Genomic DNA, 21,218 nt, shown 5'->3' with positions numbered 1-21,218 from the left:
TTTAGTAATGATATACCATTTCTTAGTGAATAAAGCGCATTCTTAAAATAATGACGCTTGAAGAACATGGTGTATCGATAAAAAACGAATTAGCGGTAACTTACCTTATATCGCCAAAAAACGATACTATATAACAACTGTTCGTTGAGCTCGTTGACATAATTTGCACTTTTCAGACGCTACATCGAGAGCGTTAGCTCGCTTTTTTATGAATTTCTCCGCTCTGTGTGTATAATCGCCGCTCTCTGAGATGTAAAGCGAAGGAACCGTTTTGCACGCTATCTTCGGTCATTAATGTAAGCGTATAAATTCGTTCTATTTTTGACTGGGCTGGCAGCTAACTTCTGCTAGCGAAGTATTTCATCACGGTATCTGAATTCGATATAAATCATGACTATTGCTAAAGACACTTCAACATATAAAGCTAACCGCCTTTCAGTCGCTCCCATGTTGGATTGGACGGATCGCCATTGTCGTTACTTCCACCGACTCATGACATCGCAAACTCTGTTGTATACCGAAATGGTGACTACCGGTGCGATTATTCACGGTAAAGGTGATTTTCTTGCGTATAACCAAGAAGAACATCCAGTAGCGCTGCAACTCGGTGGTTCAAACCCGGTTGATCTTGCCCATTGTGCAAAGCTGGCTCAAGAGCGTGGCTATGATGAAATTAACCTCAATGTTGGCTGCCCGTCAGACCGTGTTCAGAATGGTCGCTTCGGTGCGTGCTTAATGGCTGAACCTCAGTTGGTTGCAGATTGTGTTGCTGCGATGAAAGAGGTTGTTGATGTACCTGTGACGGTAAAAACACGCATTGGCATAGATGATCAAGATTCGTATGAGTTTCTGACAGATTTCATCTCCATAGTGTCAGAGAAAGGTGGCTGTGAGCAGTTTACGATTCATGCTCGTAAAGCTTGGCTGAGTGGATTGAGTCCGAAAGAGAACCGCGAAATTCCACCGTTGGATTACAACCGCGCATATCAAATCAAGAAAGATTTCTCTCACTTAAACATCGCTATCAATGGCGGTGTGAAAAGTCTGGAAGAAGCGAAACTGCATTTAGCTCATTTAGACGGTGTAATGATTGGCCGAGAAGCGTACCAAAGTCCTTATATTCTGGCTGAAGTTGATCAACAGATATTCGGTTTAGATGCACCAGTTAAGAAACGTTCTGAAGTGATTTTTGAAATGTTCTCATACATTGAGCAGCAATTATCACAAGGCGCTTATCTTGGTCACATTACTCGCCACATGCTTGGTATGTTCCAAAGTATGCCGGGTGCGCGTCAATGGCGCCGTCACATCAGTGAAAATGCACACAAGGCTGGAGCTGGTATTGAAGTTGTTGAAGCCGCTTTAGCCAAAATCCCATACCAAGATTTGGGTGTGTAAATCTCACCACTAGTTAGTGATTTTTACCTCTAAATTTTATTGAGAGCCAACAGTCTTTGATGTGTTGGCTTTTTTATTTTTTAAATTCAGCTAATTACATCTTTTATAAACTTGGAATGAATACTGCTAATACTTCTGCAGCATGATGAAAAAAGCATAGCTAAAAGGAGAGTGAATGATGTTCGAGATTATCTTTATATTGGTTTTTGTGGCGACATTGCTGGTGACAGGGCTAACTCTTATGAGTGTGTTTGCCGCGATTGGCTTATCTTTATTAGTGATGCTGGTGCTCGGTATGTTTGGCATGGCGATTAAACTGTTACCTTGGATATTGGCGATTGCAGTGATTGTGTGGATTTTTCGTCAGGGAGATAAAGCGCCACGTTAATTCTTATGAATATGCGTTTTCCCGCATAGGGAATATGCTAGTATCACGTTTATTCGTTAGTGAAAATTTTTGGAGCAAACATAGGATGAACAAACCTATCGTAGCCGTATTTACTTCTCTACTCATGATAGGCTCGGCTCCTGTTTGGTGTGCCAACTCGCCTGTTGGGGTGAACGTTGCCGCTGATATGTGGTTACCAAGTACTAAAATTGATAATACACGTCGTGATGACGCGAACTCTCCTGTCTTGAATTTGGCGTTCGAGCATCAGCTACCGTATTTGCCTAATATTAGTGTTAGGTATACCAATATGGATGCCGACTATGCTTCTTACGATAAACTCGACTACACCTTCTATTACAATATCTTAGAGCGTGATTTGATGACGTTCGATGCGGGCATTTCGATGACCCAGTATGCGAACAGTGAATATAAAGCAACAGATGGGCAGAAGTACTCGTTCGATGATCTGACGTTTAACTGGTATGCACATGCTGAAATCTCTGTTCCGGAAACCAATTTCGACATCATTGGTCAATTTGAGTTTGGTGATAGTGACGGCATAAAGAGTTCGGATGTGATTGCTGGGGTTCAGTATGTTGTGCCTTTAGCTGAGGGCGATCTTTCTTTCCGCGGCGGCTATCGAGTGATTGACCTTGAATTCACCGATTTAGCGACCGCTTCCCCGAACAACAAAATGTCATATGTGTTCGCAGACGGTTGGTTCCTAGGCACTCAGTTTAAGTTTTAACCCTGATTCAAAATAAAAAGCCACGCACGACGTGACTTTTTTTACATCTAGCCGTTAGAAATTATTTCTCATCGTTATTTAGTACTTCATCATAATTGAGCCATGCTTAAGAAGTGGACTTAGCTAGGTGAGAGTATAGGGAATGACAATCGCGGAACTGAGAAACTTGTATCGTGAGAAGATGCTGGTGGAGGCGATCATAGAGCCCTCCGCTCACGAAGGCTCGTGGATAGTAGAATTTCGCCATCAAGCGGGTGGTTTTGTTCTGCTAACAAATGCCAGCGGTGAAGAATGCCACTATGCAGATTTGGACCTGGCATCGAAATCGGCGATGGCGGTAGGTTTCAAACAAGTCAGGGTGGAATCAACCAGAGATTGAGTTTTTAACCTTCTTACTTCCAAAAAGTTATAAAACATTCTCTTCTATTCTTTCTTGTTATTAAGGAGAGTGGTTAATCTATCGTCACGCAATGAATAAGGAAGTCGTGACAATGTCTTCAGGAAATACCATACCAAAAGAGCTGGTTAGTTTAACTGGCCCGCTAAACGACTCGCAGTTAAATCAGCTGCAACAAACGGTTTCACAACTTTCACCTCAGCAACTAGCGTGGGTGAGCGGTTATTTTTGGGGTTTAAGTCAATCTCAATCAGTGACAACGAACTCACCTCTTAATCAGGCTTCAGCATTTGCTATTGCTAAACCAGATAGCCAGTTAACCATCATCTATGCTTCGCAAACGGGTAATGCAAAAGGTGTTGCAGAAGCGCTTGAGCATGAGGCGCAAGCTGCTGGTGTTGCAGTTCGTCTGTTTGACGCAAGTGATTACAAAGGCAAAGACTTAGCCAAAGAGACGCACGTTATTTTCGTCGCTTCAACCAACGGTGAAGGTGAAGCGCCAGATAATGCTCTCGAGTTGCATGAATTTCTACAATCAAAGAAAGCACCAAAGCTGCCGAATTTGGAATATGGTGTGATTGGTTTGGGTGATTCCAGCTATGAGTTTTTCTGCCAGACGGGTAAAGACTTCGATGCATTCCTAGAAAAGTTAGGCGCGAAACGTTTTATCGACCGAGTTGACTGTGACGTTGATTACGATCAGCCTGCAGCAGAGTGGCGAGCTAAAGTCATTGAAATTGTCAAAGAATCGTTGGCAAGTACTCAAGCTGAAGTTGTTCAACTGCCAGTCGGTCAGACGTCAGTCTCTCACTCTCAATACACAAAACAAAATCCGTATACAGCAACCTTACTGACTAGCCAAAAAATCACAGGTCGCGATTCAGGAAAAGACGTTCGTCATATTGAAATTGATTTAGAAAGCTCAGGTTTGACTTATCAGCCGGGTGACGCTCTAGGTGTTTGGTATGAGAACAGTTCTGAATTGGCAAGCGCTGTAGCAGGGGCCGTAGGCTTATCAGGCGTTGAAAGTGTAGATGTTGATGGAGAAAGTCTTTCTATTCATAGCGCTCTGGTCAGTAAATATGAAATTACTGCAGCAAATCCTCAGTTCATCACTAAGTTTGCTGAGCTATCGGGCAGTGAAAAGCTACAAGCTCTGGTCGCAGACAAAGATAAACTTCGTGAGTACTCATCAAATACTCAAATTCTTGATGTATTAAAAGAGAAGCAAACCAAGCTGTCAGCTGAAGAGCTAGTCTCTTTGTTACGTCGTTTAACGCCTCGTCTTTATTCTATTGCATCCAGTCAGTCCGAAGTGGATGAAGAAGTGCATTTGACAGTTGGTATCGTTGAATACGAACAAGGTGAAGAAGTTCGCCAAGGCGGAGCTTCTAGCTTCTTAGGTCGCAGACTGGAAGAGGGCGATGAAGTTAAAATTTTCATCGAACACAATAACAACTTCAAACTGCCACAGGATGACTCTACACCGATCATCATGGTTGGTCCGGGTACTGGCATTGCACCATTCCGCAGTTTCATCCAAGAGCGTGATAATCGTGGCGCAGAGGGTAAGAACTGGTTGTTCTTCGGTGATCGTACTTTCACTCAAGATTTCTTGTATCAAGTAGAGTGGCAGAAATATCTGAAGTCAGGCGCTTTGAGTCGTTTGGATGTGGCATTTAGCCGTGACCAACATGAAAAAGTGTATGTTCAGCACCGCATTCTTGAGCAAGCCGAACAGGTTTGGCAGTGGCTTCAAGAAGGCGCGTATATCTATATCTGTGGCGATGCAACTCGTATGGCGAAAGATGTCCATGAAGCACTAGTTATTGTTGCAGAGCAGCAAGGTGGCCTGACTCGAGAAAAGGCTGAAGAGTATTTGAATGAACTTCGTAAAGCGAAACGTTACCAAAGGGATGTTTATTAATGAGCACTAAAATCGAAAACAACAGCCAAGAAGTATTGGGCGAAGTGCTTGGCCCTCTGTCGGATAACGAGCGTTTAAAAAGAGAAAGTAATTTCCTACGTGGAACGATCGAGCAAGATCTGCAAGATCGTATCACTGGCGGATTCACAGCAGATAACTTCCAGCTTATTCGTTTCCACGGTATGTATCAGCAAGACGACCGTGATATTCGCAACGAACGAACTAAGCAAAAGCTGGAACCATTACATAATGTGATGCTTCGAGCTCGTATGCCTGGCGGGATTATTCAGCCTAAGCAATGGCTAGCTATCGACAAGTTCGCCACTGAACATACTATGTATGGAAGTATTCGTTTGACGACTCGCCAGACTTTCCAGTTCCACGGTGTATTAAAACCAAATATTAAGCTGATGCATCAGACACTCAATAGTATTGGTATTGATTCAATTGCTACCGCGGGCGACGTAAACCGAAACGTATTATGTACGTCTAACCCTGTTGAATCTGAGTTGCATCGAGAAGCTTATGAATGGGCGGCGAAAATTAGTGAACATTTACTACCAAAAACTCGTGCTTATGCGGAAATTTGGTTAGATGGTGAGAAAGTAGAAACAACGGACGAAGAACCTATTCTCGGAAGCACTTATCTTCCTCGTAAGTTCAAAACAACGGTTGTGATCCCTCCTCATAATGACATCGACGTGCATGCTAACGATCTTAGCTTTGTTGCTATTGCTGATAACGGCAAGCTGGTGGGCTTCAATGTTCTCGTAGGAGGTGGTCTAGCCATGACTCATGGTGATACGTCTACTTACCCTCGTCGTGCGGATGACTTAGGTTATATTCCAGCAGAAAAAACATTAGACGTAGCAGCGGCAGTGGTGACAACTCAACGTGATTGGGGTAACCGTTCAAATCGTAAGAATGCGAAAACCAAATACACACTAGATCGTGTGGGTGTTGATGTATTTAAAGCTGAAGTCGAGAAGCGGGCTGGAATTCAGTTTGAAGCAAGTCGTCCTTATGAGTTCACTGAGCGTGGCGATCGTATTGGTTGGGTAGAAGGTATCGATGGCAAGTTCCATCTCTCTCTATTTATAGAGAATGGCCGTTTACTTGATTATCCTGGTAAACCTCTAAAAACGGGCGTTGCTGAAATTGCGAAGATCCACAAAGGTGACTTCCGCATGACTGCAAACCAGAACTTAATTGTTGCGGGTGTACTTGCCGACCAAAAAGATCTGATTGAGAAGATTGCACGTGAACATGGTTTGATGGATGACTCTGTCAGCGAGCAGCGTAAGAATTCAATGGCGTGTGTGGCGTTTCCAACGTGTCCGCTTGCAATGGCAGAAGCAGAACGTTTCCTTCCTTCTTTTGTTACTGATGTTGAGGGAATTCTCGAAAAACACAATCTGCCAAAAGAAGACAACATCATCTTGCGTGTCACAGGCTGTCCAAATGGTTGTGGCCGTGCGATGTTGGCGGAACTTGGTCTGGTGGGTAAAGCGCCAGGTCGTTATAACTTGCATCTCGGTGGTAACAGAGCGGGTACGCGAATTCCTAAGATGTATAAAGAGAACATCACTGAGCAACAGATCTTAGAAGAGATCGATCAGCTAGTGGAGCGCTGGTCGAAAGAGCGTGAAGCAGGTGAAGGTTTTGGCGATTTCACTATCCGAGCTGGGATCATTCAAGAAGTTGTTGTATCTAAGAGGGACTTTTATGCTTGATACTGTCTCTGTGCCTGATTTGTCAGAACTGCTCACTCTGACAAAAGTGGAACAAACACTTCGTCTTGCAGAAGTTAATGCTTATCTTGAAAGTTTAACCGCTCAAGAACGTGTGGAATGGGCATTCGAAAACTTACCGGGCACTCATGCAGTATCTTCAAGTTTCGGTATTCAAGCAGCTTTAATGCTACATCTTGTATCGAGTATTAAAGCTGATGTGCCTGTAGTCTTGACGGATACAGGCTACTTGTTCCCAGAAACCTATCAGTTTATTGATGAGTTAACTCAGCGTTTGAATCTGAATTTGCAAATCTATAAGTCTGAACTGACGCCAGCATGGCAAGAAGCGCGTTTTGGTAAACTTTGGGAGCAGGGTGTCGAGGGGATCGAACAATACAACCGTCTTAATAAAGTAGAGCCAATGCGCAAAGCTTTAGAAGAACTGTCTGTCGGAGTTTGGTTTTCAGGTTTGCGCCGAGAGCAATCTCAATCTAGAGCAACGTTGCCTATATTAGCGGTTCAAAATGGCGTGTTTAAGTTTCTCCCTGTTATCGATTGGACGAATAAAGATGTCCACTATTACCTAAAAGATAATGACCTTCCATATCATCCTCTTTGGGAACAAGGTTACCTGTCGGTTGGTGATACACACACAACTCGTAAATGGGAGCCTGGAATGGCAGAAGAGGAAACTCGTTTCTTCGGCTTGAAGCGAGAATGTGGTCTTCATGAAGATAACAACTAAGAAAAGCGTCCGTTTTAATTAGTTAATTTTCTATCTACCAATAAAAAAGCTGCAATCGCAGCTTTTTTATTAAGCCTGATCAGCGACTGGATAAGCAACAAAAAGGATAACTCTGTGGATAACTTGTATTCAACTTTTGGGTAAAGTTGGATAAATAAGGCTTTGGCGATGTTTTCTCCGGTTAAGCATTATTTTTGTATTTTTTGCAAAATAATACTTGCCAGTGTGATTTGGATCCCTATAATGCCTCCTCGTTGACGCAGCAAGGGCTAGCAAGCCACTAAGCCGCTTCAACAGGCCAAAAAAGAAAATTAAAAAAGTGTTTGACACGAATTAATTTCCAGCTAGAATGGCCGCCTCTTCCGAAGTGACCTAAGTCACTAAGAACGGTAGAAAGCTCTTTAACAATTTAAACCTATCAATCTGTGTGGGCACTCGTTGATGAAAATCAAAGTTAAGTCTTTGTTCTAGTAGCAAAGCAACTTAGGTTTCAATGAACTGAGTGACCAATACAAATAACTTCGGTTATTTGGCACAGTCAATTCATTACCATTCTGTTGGAATGGTAATAGCTTTAAAATTACTTCTTACTTTCGAGTAAGAGCAGTTTTGAAGTCAGTATTCGTTGAGCCGACAAAATCTTAAATTGAAGAGTTTGATCATGGCTCAGATTGAACGCTGGCGGCAGGCCTAACACATGCAAGTCGAGCGGCAGCACAGAGAAACTTGTTTCTCGGGTGGCGAGCGGCGGACGGGTGAGTAATGCCTGGGAAATTGCCCTGATGTGGGGGATAACCATTGGAAACGATGGCTAATACCGCATAATAGCTTCGGCTCAAAGAGGGGGACCTTCGGGCCTCTCGCGTCAGGATATGCCCAGGTGGGATTAGCTAGTTGGTGAGGTAATGGCTCACCAAGGCGACGATCCCTAGCTGGTCTGAGAGGATGATCAGCCACACTGGAACTGAGACACGGTCCAGACTCCTACGGGAGGCAGCAGTGGGGAATATTGCACAATGGGCGCAAGCCTGATGCAGCCATGCCGCGTGTGTGAAGAAGGCCTTCGGGTTGTAAAGCACTTTCAGTCGTGAGGAAGGTGGTGTTGTTAATAGCAGCATCATTTGACGTTAGCGACAGAAGAAGCACCGGCTAACTCCGTGCCAGCAGCCGCGGTAATACGGAGGGTGCGAGCGTTAATCGGAATTACTGGGCGTAAAGCGCATGCAGGTGGTTTGTTAAGTCAGATGTGAAAGCCCGGGGCTCAACCTCGGAATAGCATTTGAAACTGGCAAGCTAGAGTACTGTAGAGGGGGGTAGAATTTCAGGTGTAGCGGTGAAATGCGTAGAGATCTGAAGGAATACCGGTGGCGAAGGCGGCCCCCTGGACAGATACTGACACTCAGATGCGAAAGCGTGGGGAGCAAACAGGATTAGATACCCTGGTAGTCCACGCCGTAAACGATGTCTACTTGGAGGTTGTGGCCTTGAGCCGTGGCTTTCGGAGCTAACGCGTTAAGTAGACCGCCTGGGGAGTACGGTCGCAAGATTAAAACTCAAATGAATTGACGGGGGCCCGCACAAGCGGTGGAGCATGTGGTTTAATTCGATGCAACGCGAAGAACCTTACCTACTCTTGACATCTACAGAATCCTGCGGAGACGCGGGAGTGCCTTCGGGAACTGTAAGACAGGTGCTGCATGGCTGTCGTCAGCTCGTGTTGTGAAATGTTGGGTTAAGTCCCGCAACGAGCGCAACCCTTATCCTTGTTTGCCAGCGAGTCATGTCGGGAACTCCAGGGAGACTGCCGGTGATAAACCGGAGGAAGGTGGGGACGACGTCAAGTCATCATGGCCCTTACGAGTAGGGCTACACACGTGCTACAATGGCGCATACAGAGGGCAGCGAACTAGCGATAGTAAGCGAATCCCAAAAAGTGCGTCGTAGTCCGGATTGGAGTCTGCAACTCGACTCCATGAAGTCGGAATCGCTAGTAATCGTGAATCAGAATGTCACGGTGAATACGTTCCCGGGCCTTGTACACACCGCCCGTCACACCATGGGAGTGGGCTGCAAAAGAAGCAGGTAGTTTAACCTTCGGGAGGACGCTTGCCACTTTGTGGTTCATGACTGGGGTGAAGTCGTAACAAGGTAGCGCTAGGGGAACCTGGCGCTGGATCACCTCCTTACGTAAAGATTCTCTTGATGAGTGTCCACACAGATTGATTAGGTTTAGAAAGTAAAGAGACGATATTGGGTCTGTAGCTCAGGTGGTTAGAGCGTTCGCCTGATAAGCGAGAGGTCGGTGGTTCAAGTCCACTCAGACCCACCAATCTTTCCTTGTGAAGATTGAACAGTATCGACACCTGATGGGGTTATAGCTCAGCTGGGAGAGCGCCTGCCTTGCACGCAGGAGGTCTGCGGTTCGATCCCGCATAGCTCCACCATCTTTAAGCGCATTCGATGAGTGCTTTTAAAAATGGTTTTCGTTAGAAAATCTTGCTCTTTAACAATTTGGAAAGCTGACAGTTAATAATTTGATTAATTATTAACTATTAAAAGTTCTCAAATCCTATGTCTCACTCTTTTATTAGAGAAAGGATGTAGGTACCAATACACATTCAAGTGTTCTTGGGAATCTTACTTTATAAGTAAGTATTCATATTTGAGTCCGGCAAAATCGAAATGTCTCTCGCTCATTCAAATAATGAGAGACAACTAACCTTGGTTGTTTGCCATACACCTTTTTGTCTTCACTTTCAAAAGTAAAAGCAAACAGAAACCTCTTGGGGTTGTATGGTTAAGTGACTAAGCGTACACGGTGGATGCCTTGGCAGTCAGAGGCGATGAAGGACGTATTAACTTGCGATAAGCGTAGATAAGGCAGTAAAAGCCACTTGAGTCTACGATTTCCGAATGGGGAAACCCACTCACATAAGTGAGTATCATTAACTGAATACATAGGTTAATGAGGCGAACCGGGAGAACTGAAACATCTAAGTACCCCGAGGAAAAGAAATCAATTGAGATTCCGAAAGTAGCGGCGAGCGAAATTGGATTAGCCCTTAAGCTTTTAATGACACAGGTGAAGGCTCTGGAAAGTGCCGCGATACCGGGTGATAGCCCCGTAACCGACATGTCATTTTGAGTGAAAACGAGTAAGGCGGGACACGTGATATCCTGTTTGAATATGGGGGGACCATCCTCCAAGGCTAAATACTCCTGACTGACCGATAGTGAACCAGTACCGTGAGGGAAAGGCGAAAAGAACCCCTGTGAGGGGAGTGAAATAGAACCTGAAACCGTGTACGTACAAGCAGTAGGAGCCTCTTCGTGGGGTGACTGCGTACCTTTTGTATAATGGGTCAGCGACTTATATTCAGTGGCAAGGTTAACCGTATAGGGGAGCCGTAGGGAAACCGAGTCTTAACTGGGCGTTCAGTCTCTGGATATAGACCCGAAACCGAGTGATCTAGCCATGGGCAGGTTGAAGATTGAGTAACATCAATTGGAGGACCGAACCGACTAATGTTGAAAAATTAGCGGATGACTTGTGGCTAGGGGTGAAAGGCCAATCAAACTCGGAGATAGCTGGTTCTCCCCGAAAGCTATTTAGGTAGCGCCTCGGACGAATACTACTGGGGGTAGAGCACTGTTAAGGCTAGGGGGTCATCCCGACTTACCAACCCTTTGCAAACTCCGAATACCAGTAAGTACTATCCGGGAGACACACGGCGGGTGCTAACGTCCGTCGTGGAGAGGGAAACAACCCAGACCGCCAGCTAAGGTCCCAAATGATTACTAAGTGGGAAACGATGTGGGAAGGCTCAGACAGCTAGGATGTTGGCTTAGAAGCAGCCATCATTTAAAGAAAGCGTAATAGCTCACTAGTCGAGTCGGCCTGCGCGGAAGATGTAACGGGGCTAAGTAATCAACCGAAGCTGCGGCAATGCAATTTATTGTATTGGGTAGGGGAGCGTTCTGTAAGCCGTTGAAGGTGTGTTGTAAAGCATGCTGGAGGTATCAGAAGTGCGAATGCTGACATGAGTAACGATAAAGGGGGTGAAAAACCTCCTCGCCGGAAGACCAAGGGTTCCTGTCCAACGTTAATCGGGGCAGGGTGAGTCGACCCCTAAGGCGAGGCCGAAAGGCGTAGTCGATGGGAAACGGGTTAATATTCCCGTACTTCTTACAATTGCGATGGGGGGACGGAGAAGGCTAGGTGGGCCTGGCGACGGTTGTCCAGGTTCAAGTGCGTAGGCTTGAGAGTTAGGTAAATCCGGCTCTCTTTAAGGCTGAGACACGATGTCGAGCTACTACGGTAGTGAAGTCATTGATGCCATGCTTCCAGGAAAAGCCTCTAAGCTTCAGATTGTAAGGAATCGTACCCCAAACCGACACAGGTGGTCGGGTAGAGAATACCAAGGCGCTTGAGAGAACTCGGGTGAAGGAACTAGGCAAAATGGTACCGTAACTTCGGGAGAAGGTACGCTCTTGACGGTGAAGTCCCTCGCGGATGGAGCTGATGAGAGTCGCAGATACCAGGTGGCTGCAACTGTTTATTAAAAACACAGCACTGTGCAAAATCGTAAGATGACGTATACGGTGTGACGCCTGCCCGGTGCCGGAAGGTTAATTGATGGGGTTAGACTTCGGTCGAAGCTCTTGATCGAAGCCCCGGTAAACGGCGGCCGTAACTATAACGGTCCTAAGGTAGCGAAATTCCTTGTCGGGTAAGTTCCGACCTGCACGAATGGCGTAATGATGGCCACGCTGTCTCCACCCGAGACTCAGTGAAATTGAAATCGCTGTGAAGATGCAGTGTACCCGCGGCTAGACGGAAAGACCCCGTGAACCTTTACTACAGCTTGGCACTGAACATTGAACCTACATGTGTAGGATAGGTGGGAGGCTTTGAAGCGCAGACGCTAGTTTGTGTGGAGCCGTCCTTGAAATACCACCCTTGTATGTTTGATGTTCTAACTCAGACCCGTTATCCGGGTCGAGGACAGTGCCTGGTGGGTAGTTTGACTGGGGCGGTCTCCTCCCAAAGAGTAACGGAGGAGCACGAAGGTGGGCTAAACACGGTTGGACATCGTGTGGTTAGTGCAATGGCATAAGCCCGCTTGACTGCGAGAATGACAATTCGAGCAGGTGCGAAAGCAGGTCATAGTGATCCGGTGGTTCTGAATGGAAGGGCCATCGCTCAACGGATAAAAGGTACTCCGGGGATAACAGGCTGATACCGCCCAAGAGTTCATATCGACGGCGGTGTTTGGCACCTCGATGTCGGCTCATCACATCCTGGGGCTGAAGTCGGTCCCAAGGGTATGGCTGTTCGCCATTTAAAGTGGTACGCGAGCTGGGTTTAGAACGTCGTGAGACAGTTCGGTCCCTATCTGCCGTGGGCGTTGGAGAATTGAAGGGGGCTGCTCCTAGTACGAGAGGACCGGAGTGGACGAACCTCTGGTGTTCGGGTTGTTACGCCAGTAGCATTGCCCGGTAGCTAAGTTCGGAATTGATAACCGCTGAAAGCATCTAAGCGGGAAGCAAGCCCTGAGATGAGTTCTCCCTGGCACTTTAAGTGTCCTAAAGGGTTGTTCGAGACTAGAACGTTGATAGGCAGGGTGTGTAAGTGCTGTGAGGCATTGAGCTAACCTGTACTAATTGCCCGTGAGGCTTAACCATACAACACCCAAGGGGTTTTGTGGACTCAAAGCAAGAACAGAATTGAATGTGTAGAGAACATTAACAGCTTTCCGAATTTTAAATTTTGCTTGGCGACCATAGCGATTTGGACCCACCTGATTCCATGCCGAACTCAGAAGTGAAACGAATTAGCGCCGATGGTAGTGTGGGGTCTCCCCATGTGAGAGTAGGACATCGCCAGGCTCATATTCATGACTTGCTTACTTATTAAGCGAGTCAACATAGAGTTCTAAAATGTTTAGAATTTTATGTTGACTTTCAAAGCATGAAGCGTAATATACGCGTCCTGCCCAAGTGCTAAGGCACTGAAAGCAAAGCTCTTTAACAATTTAAACCTATCAATCTGTGTGGGCACTCGTTGATGAAAATCAAAGTTAAGTCTTTGTTCTTGTAACAAAGCAACTTAGGTTTCAATGAACTGAGTGACCAATACAAATAACTTCGGTTATTTGGCACAGTCAATTCATTACCATTCTGTTGGAATGGTAATAGCTTTAAAATTACGTCTTACTTTCGAGTAAGAGCAGTTTTGAAGTCAGTATTCGTTGAGCCGACAAAATCTTAAATTGAAGAGTTTGATCATGGCTCAGATTGAACGCTGGCGGCAGGCCTAACACATGCAAGTCGAGCGGCAGCACAGAGAAACTTGTTTCTCGGGTGGCGAGCGGCGGACGGGTGAGTAATGCCTGGGAAATTGCCCTGATGTGGGGGATAACCATTGGAAACGATGGCTAATACCGCATAATAGCTTCGGCTCAAAGAGGGGGACCTTCGGGCCTCTCGCGTCAGGATATGCCCAGGTGGGATTAGCTAGTTGGTGAGGTAATGGCTCACCAAGGCGACGATCCCTAGCTGGTCTGAGAGGATGATCAGCCACACTGGAACTGAGACACGGTCCAGACTCCTACGGGAGGCAGCAGTGGGGAATATTGCACAATGGGCGCAAGCCTGATGCAGCCATGCCGCGTGTGTGAAGAAGGCCTTCGGGTTGTAAAGCACTTTCAGTCGTGAGGAAGGTGGTGTTGTTAATAGCAGCATCATTTGACGTTAGCGACAGAAGAAGCACCGGCTAACTCCGTGCCAGCAGCCGCGGTAATACGGAGGGTGCGAGCGTTAATCGGAATTACTGGGCGTAAAGCGCATGCAGGTGGTTTGTTAAGTCAGATGTGAAAGCCCGGGGCTCAACCTCGGAATAGCATTTGAAACTGGCAAGCTAGAGTACTGTAGAGGGGGGTAGAATTTCAGGTGTAGCGGTGAAATGCGTAGAGATCTGAAGGAATACCGGTGGCGAAGGCGGCCCCCTGGACAGATACTGACACTCAGATGCGAAAGCGTGGGGAGCAAACAGGATTAGATACCCTGGTAGTCCACGCCGTAAACGATGTCTACTTGGAGGTTGTGGCCTTGAGCCGTGGCTTTCGGAGCTAACGCGTTAAGTAGACCGCCTGGGGAGTACGGTCGCAAGATTAAAACTCAAATGAATTGACGGGGGCCCGCACAAGCGGTGGAGCATGTGGTTTAATTCGATGCAACGCGAAGAACCTTACCTACTCTTGACATCTACAGAATCCTGCGGAGACGCGGGAGTGCCTTCGGGAACTGTAAGACAGGTGCTGCATGGCTGTCGTCAGCTCGTGTTGTGAAATGTTGGGTTAAGTCCCGCAACGAGCGCAACCCTTATCCTTGTTTGCCAGCGAGTCATGTCGGGAACTCCAGGGAGACTGCCGGTGATAAACCGGAGGAAGGTGGGGACGACGTCAAGTCATCATGGCCCTTACGAGTAGGGCTACACACGTGCTACAATGGCGCATACAGAGGGCAGCGAACTAGCGATAGTAAGCGAATCCCAAAAAGTGCGTCGTAGTCCGGATTGGAGTCTGCAACTCGACTCCATGAAGTCGGAATCGCTAGTAATCGTGAATCAGAATGTCACGGTGAATACGTTCCCGGGCCTTGTACACACCGCCCGTCACACCATGGGAGTGGGCTGCAAAAGAAGCAGGTAGTTTAACCTTCGGGAGGACGCTTGCCACTTTGTGGTTCATGACTGGGGTGAAGTCGTAACAAGGTAGCGCTAGGGGAACCTGGCGCTGGATCACCTCCTTACGTAAAGATTCTCTTGATGAGTGTCCACACAGATTGATTAGGTTTAGAAAGATAAGAGTATCTTAGTGTCCCGTTCGTCTAGAGGCCTAGGACACCGCCCTTTCACGGCGGTAACAGGGGTTCGACTCCCCTACGGGATACCATGGGTCGTTAGCTCAGTTGGTAGAGCAGTTGACTTTTAATCAATTGGTCGCAGGTTCGAATCCTGCACGACCCACCATTTCCTTCCACAGGAAACTAGTTTGATTTCACTTTTTAAAGTGAAGACAAGTTAGAAAATGTGGGCGATTAGCTCAGTTGGGAGAGCACCTGCCTTACAAGCAGGGGGTCACTGGTTCGAACCCGGTATCGCCCACCACTCTTTAAGCATTTTTGGATAAAGAATCCAAACCACTTCAATAAAACGTACGTGGTTCGGACTTTTGACGACGAGAATCCTTAAAAAGTGATGAAAATGCACTTTGCTCTTTAACAATTTGGAAAGCTGACAGTTAATAATTTGATTAATTATTAACTATTAAAAGTTCTCAAATCCTAGATGACATAGTCATTTAGGTACCAATACACATTCAAGTGTTCTTGGGAATCTTACTTTTTAAGTAAGTATTCATATTTGAGTCCGGCAAAATCGAAATGTCTCTCGCTCATTCAAATAATGAGAGACAACTAAACCTTGGTTGTTTGCCATACATAAAGACCTCTTGGGGTTGTATGGTTAAGTGACTAAGCGTACACGGTGGATGCCTTGGCAGTCAGAGGCGATGAAGGACGTATTAACTTGCGATAAGCGTAGATAAGGCAGTAAAAGCCACTTGAGTCTACGATTTCCGAATGGGGAAACCCACTCACATAAGTGAGTATCATTAACTGAATACATAGGTTAATGAGGCGAACCGGGAGAACTGAAACATCTAAGTACCCCGAGGAAAAGAAATCAATTGAGATTCCGAAAGTAGCGGCGAGCGAAATTGGATTAGCCCTTAAGCTTTTAATGACACAGGTGAAGATTCTGGAAAGTATCGCGATACCGGGTGATAGCCCCGTAACCGACATGTCATTTTGAGTGAAAACGAGTAAGGCGGGACACGTGATATCCTGTTTGAATATGGGGGGACCATCCTCCAAGGCTAAATACTCCTGACTGACCGATAGTGAACCAGTACCGTGAGGGAAAGGCGAAAAGAACCCCTGTGAGGGGAGTGAAATAGAACCTGAAACCGTGTACGTACAAGCAGTAGGAGCCTCTTCGTGGGGTGACTGCGTACCTTTTGTATAATGGGTCAGCGACTTATATTCAGTGGCAAGGTTAACCGTATAGGGGAGCCGTAGGGAAACCGAGTCTTAACTGGGCGCTTTAGTCTCTGGATATAGACCCGAAACCGAGTGATCTAGCCATGGGCAGGTTGAAGATTGAGTAACATCAATTGGAGGACCGAACCGACTAATGTTGAAAAATTAGCGGATGACTTGTGGCTAGGGGTGAAAGGCCAATCAAACTCGGAGATAGCTGGTTCTCCCCGAAAGCTATTTAGGTAGCGCCTCGGACGAATACTACTGGGGGTAGAGCACTGTTAAGGCTAGGGGGTCATCCCGACTTACCAACCCTTTGCAAACTCCGAATACCAGTAAGTACTATCCGGGAGACACACGGCGGGTGCTAACGTCCGTCGTGGAGAGGGAAACAACCCAGACCGCCAGCTAAGGTCCCAAATGATTACTAAGTGGGAAACGATGTGGGAAGGCTCAGACAGCTAGGATGTTGGCTTAGAAGCAGCCATCATTTAAAGAAAGCGTAATAGCTCACTAGTCGAGTCGGCCTGCGCGGAAGATGTAACGGGGCTAAGTAATCAACCGAAGCTGCGGCAATGCAATTTATTGTATTGGGTAGGGGAGCGTTCTGTAAGCCGTTGAAGGTGTGTTGTAAAGCATGCTGGAGGTATCAGAAGTGCGAATGCTGACATGAGTAACGATAAAGGGGGTGAAAAACCTCCTCGCCGGAAGACCAAGGGTTCCTGTCCAACGTTAATCGGGGCAGGGTGAGTCGACCCCTAAGGCGAGGCCGAAAGGCGTAGTCGATGGGAAACGGGTTAATATTCCCGTACTTCTTACAATTGCGATGGGGGGACGGAGAAGGCTAGGTGGGCCTGGCGACGGTTGTCCAGGTTCAAGTGCGTAGGCTTGAGAGTTAGGTAAATCCGGCTCTCTTTAAGGCTGAGACACGATGTCGAGCTACTACGGTAGTGAAGTCATTGATGCCATGCTTCCAGGAAAAGCCTCTAAGCTTCAGATTGTAAGGAATCGTACCCCAAACCGACACAGGTGGTCGGGTAGAGAATACCAAGGCGCTTGAGAGAACTCGGGTGAAGGAACTAGGCAAAATGGTACCGTAACTTCGGGAGAAGGTACGCTCTTGACGGTGAAGTCCCTCGCGGATGGAGCTGATGAGAGTCGCAGATACCAGGTGGCTGCAACTGTTTATTAAAAACACAGCACTGTGCAAAATCGTAAGATGACGTATACGGTGTGACGCCTGCCCGGTGCCGGAAGGTTAATTGATGGGGTTAGACTTCGGTCGAAGCTCTTGATCGAAGCCCCGGTAAACGGCGGCCGTAACTATAACGGTCCTAAGGTAGCGAAATTCCTTGTCGGGTAAGTTCCGACCTGCACGAATGGCGTAATGATGGCCACGCTGTCTCCACCCGAGACTCAGTGAAATTGAAATCGCTGTGAAGATGCAGTGTACCCGCGGCTAGACGGAAAGACCCCGTGAACCTTTACTACAGCTTGGCACTGAACATTGAACCTACATGTGTAGGATAGGTGGGAGGCTTTGAAGCGCAGACGCTAGTTTGTGTGGAGCCGTCCTTGAAATACCACCCTTGTATGTTTGATGTTCTAACTCAGACCCGTTATCCGGGTCGAGGACAGTGCCTGGTGGGTAGTTTGACTGGGGCGGTCTCCTCCCAAAGAGTAACGGAGGAGCACGAAGGTGGGCTAAACACGGTTGGACATCGTGTGGTTAGTGCAATGGCATAAGCCCGCTTGACTGCGAGAATGACAATTCGAGCAGGTGCGAAAGCAGGTCATAGTGATCCGGTGGTTCTGAATGGAAGGGCCATCGCTCAACGGATAAAAGGTACTCCGGGGATAACAGGCTGATACCGCCCAAGAGTTCATATCGACGGCGGTGTTTGGCACCTCGATGTCGGCTCATCACATCCTGGGGCTGAAGTCGGTCCCAAGGGTATGGCTGTTCGCCATTTAAAGTGGTACGCGAGCTGGGTTTAGAACGTCGTGAGACAGTTCGGTCCCTATCTGCCGTGGGCGTTGGAGAATTGAAGGGGGCTGCTCCTAGTACGAGAGGACCGGAGTGGACGAACCTCTGGTGTTCGGGTTGTTACGCCAGTAGCATTGCCCGGTAGCTAAGTTCGGAATTGATAACCGCTGAAAGCATCTAAGCGGGAAGCAAGCCCTGAGATGAGTTCTCCCTGGCACTTTAAGTGTCCTAAAGGGTTGTTCGAGACTAGAACGTTGATAGGCAGGGTGTGTAAGTGCTGTGAGGCATTGAGCTAACCTGTACTAATTGCCCGTGAGGCTTAACCATACAACACCCAAGGGGTTTTGTGGACTCAAAGCAAGAACAGAATTGAATGTGTAGAGAACATTAACAGCTTTCCGAATTTTAAAATTTTGCTTGGCGACCATAGCGATTTGGACCCACCTGATTCCATGCCGAACTCAGAAGTGAAACGAATTAGCGCCGATGGTAGTGTGGGGTCTCCCCATGTGAGAGTAGGACATCGCCAGGCTTTTATTTAGCACCAAGCGCTAACCAATGCGGAGCGGTAGTTCAGTTGGTTAGAATACCGGCCTGTCACGCCGGGGGTCGCGGGTTCGAGTCCCGTCCGCTCCGCCACTATTTGAAGCCTCGTCAGAAATGACGGGGCTTTTTTGCGTCTGGAGAAAGACGAACCAACACGAAGCGGCAGCTCAGTGGGTTGCTCTTTGTTTAACAGAAAGCTGGTCTGTTACACCGGGGAAGCGCTAAGTAAGATGATAGTAAGTCTAGTTTTCTCCGCCATTATCTAAAGCCTCGTCATAAATGATGGCCTTCATGAACACGCGACTTATATAGTTCGACAGTTGGTTTTGTTTAAGTCTAAGCAGGCTCAACGCCTATAGAGTATCAAAGTAGTATATTTAAAGCCCCCTGAGCTCTAACGTATGTTTTACTTTAAAAACATGATCTTTTCTGCTCATAAACAGAGCTGTCACTTTCCAGATTCTTCATTCCCTCTCCACTCAACGATATAGAGTGATACTAAAGCTTCGATACTTGAGGATGCGTTCGTTGATGAGTCTACGTGGATTAGTGCTTATTGCTCTCTATAAATAATGGTTAGTTTAGAGCCTCTTATAAGATCATAGAGCAGCGAGTATTACGTGCTTATGGTAAAGGAGATGAACGGAGCACTAGTGGTGGGGAAATTCTGGATAGTAAAAGAAGGGAGCTTAGGCAAATTCGCCATGCTGTTTTGGTGCATATCAAATGGCATAAAAAAAGCAGCAACCGAGGTTGCTGCTTTCCAGAAGATTAATGCTTAGACATTTTGTTGTTGGCTTTCTTGTACGTCGCTGTGTTGAGCACTTTCTTCTTCCATCTCTTTCTCTTTCAGTTTGGCTTTTTCAATCATCGGAGTGATTGTAGAACCTTGAATCAGGATAGAGAACACCACGACAGCGTAGGTCATTACCAGAATCAGCTCTTTAACGTCGATAAGCTTATCTGGGATGACCATCATTCCTGAAGGAATCGATAGTGCCATCGCTAAAGCTAATCCTCCGCGTAGTCCACCCCAAGTTAAGATCTTTATCGACCAAGGGTTATATTTACGGTAACGCTTGAAGCCTATATAAGAGACAAACACGCTAGAGTAACGGGCTGCCAGTACTAGAGGAACAGCAAAAGCCATTAGGATCCAGTCTTCTTCGTGGAATTCGAAAAGAAGCATCGACATACCGATTAAAAGGAACAAGACGCCGTTTAAGAATTCATCCACTAACTCCCAGAAGTGATCGAGATGTTCCTCACTCTCTTTAGAGAAACCAATAAAGCGAGTCCAGTTACCAATCATTATTCCTGATACCACCATGGCTAATGGACCAGACACGTGTATTACGTCTGCAAATACATAACCAGCGGTTGGCACACCGATAGTCAGTAAGAGCTCCATTGAGTGGTCGTTGGTTGCGCTAATTAAATAGTGGAACAGTAACCCTAATAGAAAGCCGTAAACGATGCCGCCAAGCGCTTCTTGTGCAAATAATGCGACTACACTTCCTACTGTTGGTGCTTCTTTGCCGAATGCGACGGTAAAGATAGTTACAAATATGACTAAACCGAAGCCGTCGTTAAACAGCGACTCACCTTCGATTTGGGTCGAGATTCGCTTAGGCGCGTTTAGCTTTTTCACGATAGCCAGTACTGCGATTGGGTCGGTTGGTGAAATCAGCGAACCAAACAATAAACAGTAAACAAGATCTAAATGAATACCGATAAAGTAACAGAAGCCGTAAAGGCCAAATCCGATGAAGAAAGTAGAGAACAGAGTTGCCCCAAGTGCGAGTACGGTAATCTCCCATTTTTGATCTTTTAAGTGAGGGAGTTTAATACCGAGGCCGCCAGCAAATAGAAGGAAGCCCAAAATGCCTTTTAGCAGAAAGCTCTCAAAATTTATACTGGTCACTGTTTCAGTTGCAATTTGAGTGAGATGGAACCAGTCATTTTGACCAGCAATAAGGATAAGTAATGAGAGCACCATAGAGCCAGCAGTAATGGCTATTGTGGTTTGCATTTTACCTATCTTGCTGTTTAAAAAAGCAATCATCATTGCAGCAGCAGATAGAAAGCACAGGGTATAGTAGACCGACATTTTCTTCTTCAAATGTAACTAAATGTGAGAGAAATTGTCCTTTGATGATGAACAAATAGCAAACACTTTTTACCTATAGATTTATCAATTTTATAACGAACGCATTTGTGGTAATTAGATGTTTTAGACGTCTA

Annotated in this window: 9 protein-coding genes, 6 tRNA genes and 6 rRNA genes; 20 read left to right on the top strand and 1 reads right to left on the bottom strand. The window is 46.5% G+C overall.

Annotation, left to right across the window (positions count from 1 at the left end; genetic code table 11):
* Positions 1-390: 390 nt before the first annotated feature.
* The 20 genes from dusA to AAGA51_RS13575 all read left to right on the top strand — a co-directional run bounded on the left by dusA (position 391) and on the right by AAGA51_RS13575 (position 19,756).
* Positions 391-1,398, top strand: coding sequence for a tRNA dihydrouridine(20/20a) synthase DusA (gene dusA / locus AAGA51_RS13670; protein WP_042490295.1), 1,008 nt, complete (start codon positions 391-393; stop codon positions 1,396-1,398).
* A 178-nt stretch (positions 1,399-1,576) separates the two neighbouring features.
* Positions 1,577-1,786: an envelope stress response protein PspG gene (gene pspG / locus AAGA51_RS13665; RefSeq protein ID WP_042490308.1), complete on the top strand. Its 210-nt coding sequence runs from the start codon at positions 1,577-1,579 to the stop codon at positions 1,784-1,786.
* Between the two features lie 85 nt (positions 1,787-1,871).
* On the top strand, positions 1,872-2,537 hold the full coding sequence (locus tag AAGA51_RS13660; protein ID WP_042490296.1) for a TIGR04219 family outer membrane beta-barrel protein: 666 nt from the start codon (positions 1,872-1,874) through the stop codon (positions 2,535-2,537).
* 142 nt (positions 2,538-2,679) lie between these two features.
* Entirely contained in the window at positions 2,680-2,916 is a 237-nt protein-coding gene (locus tag AAGA51_RS13655) for a hypothetical protein (protein WP_042490298.1), read from the top strand.
* 91 nt (positions 2,917-3,007) lie between these two features.
* Positions 3,008-4,861, top strand: a complete 1,854-nt coding sequence (locus AAGA51_RS13650; protein ID WP_174435433.1) for an assimilatory sulfite reductase (NADPH) flavoprotein subunit — start codon at positions 3,008-3,010, stop codon at positions 4,859-4,861.
* On the top strand, positions 4,861-6,594 hold the full coding sequence (cysI, locus tag AAGA51_RS13645; RefSeq protein ID WP_042490303.1) for an assimilatory sulfite reductase (NADPH) hemoprotein subunit: 1,734 nt from the start codon (positions 4,861-4,863) through the stop codon (positions 6,592-6,594). The genes AAGA51_RS13650 and cysI overlap by 1 nt, the downstream gene beginning before the upstream one ends.
* Positions 6,587-7,339, top strand: a complete 753-nt coding sequence (locus AAGA51_RS13640; protein WP_042490306.1) for a phosphoadenylyl-sulfate reductase — start codon at positions 6,587-6,589, stop codon at positions 7,337-7,339. The genes cysI and AAGA51_RS13640 overlap by 8 nt, the downstream gene beginning before the upstream one ends.
* Before the next feature lie 643 nt (positions 7,340-7,982).
* Positions 7,983-9,525: ribosomal RNA gene (locus tag AAGA51_RS13635) — 16S ribosomal RNA — on the top strand.
* 66 nt (positions 9,526-9,591) lie between these two features.
* A tRNA-Ile gene (locus AAGA51_RS13630) sits at positions 9,592-9,668 on the top strand.
* A gap of 39 nt (positions 9,669-9,707) precedes the next feature.
* A tRNA-Ala gene (locus AAGA51_RS13625) sits at positions 9,708-9,783 on the top strand.
* Between the two features lie 351 nt (positions 9,784-10,134).
* A 23S ribosomal RNA gene (locus AAGA51_RS13620) occupies positions 10,135-13,024 on the top strand.
* Positions 13,025-13,112: 88 nt separating this feature from the next.
* Positions 13,113-13,228: ribosomal RNA gene (gene rrf / locus AAGA51_RS13615) — 5S ribosomal RNA — on the top strand.
* Between the two features lie 380 nt (positions 13,229-13,608).
* Positions 13,609-15,151: ribosomal RNA gene (locus tag AAGA51_RS13610) — 16S ribosomal RNA — on the top strand.
* A gap of 67 nt (positions 15,152-15,218) precedes the next feature.
* Positions 15,219-15,294, top strand: a tRNA-Glu gene (locus AAGA51_RS13605).
* A 1-nt stretch (position 15,295) separates the two neighbouring features.
* Positions 15,296-15,371: transfer RNA gene (locus tag AAGA51_RS13600), tRNA-Lys, on the top strand.
* Positions 15,372-15,433: 62 nt separating this feature from the next.
* Positions 15,434-15,509 (top strand) — tRNA-Val (locus AAGA51_RS13595).
* Positions 15,510-15,864: 355 nt separating this feature from the next.
* Positions 15,865-18,755, top strand: a 23S ribosomal RNA gene (locus AAGA51_RS13590).
* A gap of 89 nt (positions 18,756-18,844) precedes the next feature.
* Positions 18,845-18,960 (top strand): 5S ribosomal RNA (gene rrf / locus AAGA51_RS13585).
* Together the 16S, 23S and 5S rRNA genes with 6 tRNA genes alongside form the textbook arrangement of a ribosomal RNA operon.
* A 30-nt stretch (positions 18,961-18,990) precedes the next feature.
* Positions 18,991-19,067, top strand: a tRNA-Asp gene (locus tag AAGA51_RS13580).
* 545 nt (positions 19,068-19,612) lie between these two features.
* A complete protein-coding gene (locus tag AAGA51_RS13575) occupies positions 19,613-19,756 on the top strand; it encodes a hypothetical protein (protein ID WP_156102083.1) in 144 nt (47 codons plus the stop codon).
* Here AAGA51_RS13575 and AAGA51_RS13570 read toward each other — a convergent pair.
* Positions 19,753-21,084: a cation:proton antiporter gene (locus tag AAGA51_RS13570; RefSeq protein ID WP_042489373.1), complete on the bottom strand. Its 1,332-nt coding sequence runs from the start codon at positions 21,082-21,084 to the stop codon at positions 19,753-19,755. The two genes, AAGA51_RS13575 and AAGA51_RS13570, sit on opposite strands and share 4 nt — an antisense overlap.
* Positions 21,085-21,218: the final 134 nt, after the last annotated feature.

The sequence above is a fragment of the Vibrio diazotrophicus genome (assembly GCF_038452265.1).
In the GTDB taxonomy this organism is placed as follows: domain Bacteria; phylum Pseudomonadota; class Gammaproteobacteria; order Enterobacterales; family Vibrionaceae; genus Vibrio; species Vibrio diazotrophicus.
Note: the sequence above shows the minus strand (reverse complement) of the source record. Positions and strands in the feature narration are given on the sequence as shown.

Excerpts from the sequence above, each read along its gene's own strand:
- dusA (WP_042490295.1), top strand. The coding sequence starts at position 391 with ATGACTATTGCTAAAGACACTTCAACATATAAAGCTAACCGCCTTTCA.
- pspG (WP_042490308.1), top strand. The coding sequence starts at position 1,577 with ATGTTCGAGATTATCTTTATATTGGTTTTTGTGGCGACATTGCTGGTG.
- AAGA51_RS13660 (WP_042490296.1), top strand. The coding sequence starts at position 1,872 with ATGAACAAACCTATCGTAGCCGTATTTACTTCTCTACTCATGATAGGC.
- AAGA51_RS13655 (WP_042490298.1), top strand. The coding sequence starts at position 2,680 with ATGACAATCGCGGAACTGAGAAACTTGTATCGTGAGAAGATGCTGGTG.
- AAGA51_RS13650 (WP_174435433.1), top strand. The coding sequence starts at position 3,008 with ATGAATAAGGAAGTCGTGACAATGTCTTCAGGAAATACCATACCAAAA.
- cysI (WP_042490303.1), top strand. The coding sequence starts at position 4,861 with ATGAGCACTAAAATCGAAAACAACAGCCAAGAAGTATTGGGCGAAGTG.
- AAGA51_RS13640 (WP_042490306.1), top strand. The coding sequence starts at position 6,587 with ATGCTTGATACTGTCTCTGTGCCTGATTTGTCAGAACTGCTCACTCTG.
- AAGA51_RS13575 (WP_156102083.1), top strand. The coding sequence starts at position 19,613 with ATGAACGGAGCACTAGTGGTGGGGAAATTCTGGATAGTAAAAGAAGGG.
- AAGA51_RS13570 (WP_042489373.1), bottom strand. The coding sequence starts at position 21,084 with ATGTCGGTCTACTATACCCTGTGCTTTCTATCTGCTGCTGCAATGATG.